At 66.8% G+C, this 734-nt stretch carries 1 protein-coding gene; it reads right to left on the bottom strand.

Annotated elements, in window-relative coordinates; genetic code table 11:
• Positions 1–10: 10 nt before the first annotated feature.
• The gene (locus ACFP2T_RS47940; RefSeq protein WP_377434790.1) at positions 11–703 is read right to left on the bottom strand and encodes a C39 family peptidase; all 693 of its coding nucleotides are present in this window, start codon (positions 701–703) and stop codon (positions 11–13) included.
• Between the last annotated feature and the right edge of the window lie 31 nt (positions 704–734).

Below are 734 nucleotides of genomic sequence, written 5' to 3'. Positions count from 1 at the left end.
TGCTTACCGCTTATGCGGAGTAACCGCGTTCGGCGGCCCAGTTGGCGAGCGTGATCGTGCTCATCCAGTACTCGCTCTGGTTCGGGTTGGCCGGGTCGGCGATCTTCACCTTGCGGCCGTGGTCGTCGTACCCGACGACGGTCAGGTAGTGCCCACCCTCGTACGAGTGCGCCATACCGTTCTCGTCCACCGCCGTGCCCTTGATGTTCGCCACCACCGGACGCTTGGCGTCGATGGCGTGCACCACGTCGACCTGGAGCTGGTCCATCTGCTCCGGCTTGGCCTTCTCGTCCGGGATCGCGACGGTCCGGTAGCCCTTACCACCGGCGCTGTTCAGCACCCGGGTGGTGTCCTCGGCCGAGTTGGTACCGGCCTCGGTCGTACCCAGCCGCTTCGCCACGTCGTCCTGCGCCGGGGTGTGCCCCTGCGCGGACAGCGCGATCCGGGTCGCGGCCGGCGCACAGTAGTAGCCGTTCTCCTGCGCCTTGTACTGGTAGTCCAGGACCTTCGACGGCTGACCCTTGTCGACGTCCCGAACACTGACCGCAGCCGCGGTCGGGGTCATCGCCGCCTGCGGAGCGGACATGCTCAGCGCCGGTCCGGCGAACGCACCGCCGACGACGGCGAGTCCCGCGATACCGAGCGCGGTCTTACGAATGGGGGTCTCGGTGATGGCCGGTAGCCACTTCTTGACGGTAGTCATAATGGTTGCCTTCCATTCCGGGGGTAAGACG

Source organism: Plantactinospora solaniradicis (assembly GCF_042658085.1).
In the GTDB taxonomy this organism is placed as follows: Bacteria; Actinomycetota; Actinomycetes; order Mycobacteriales; family Micromonosporaceae; genus Plantactinospora; species Plantactinospora solaniradicis.
Note: the sequence above shows the minus strand (reverse complement) of the source record. Positions and strands in the feature narration are given on the sequence as shown.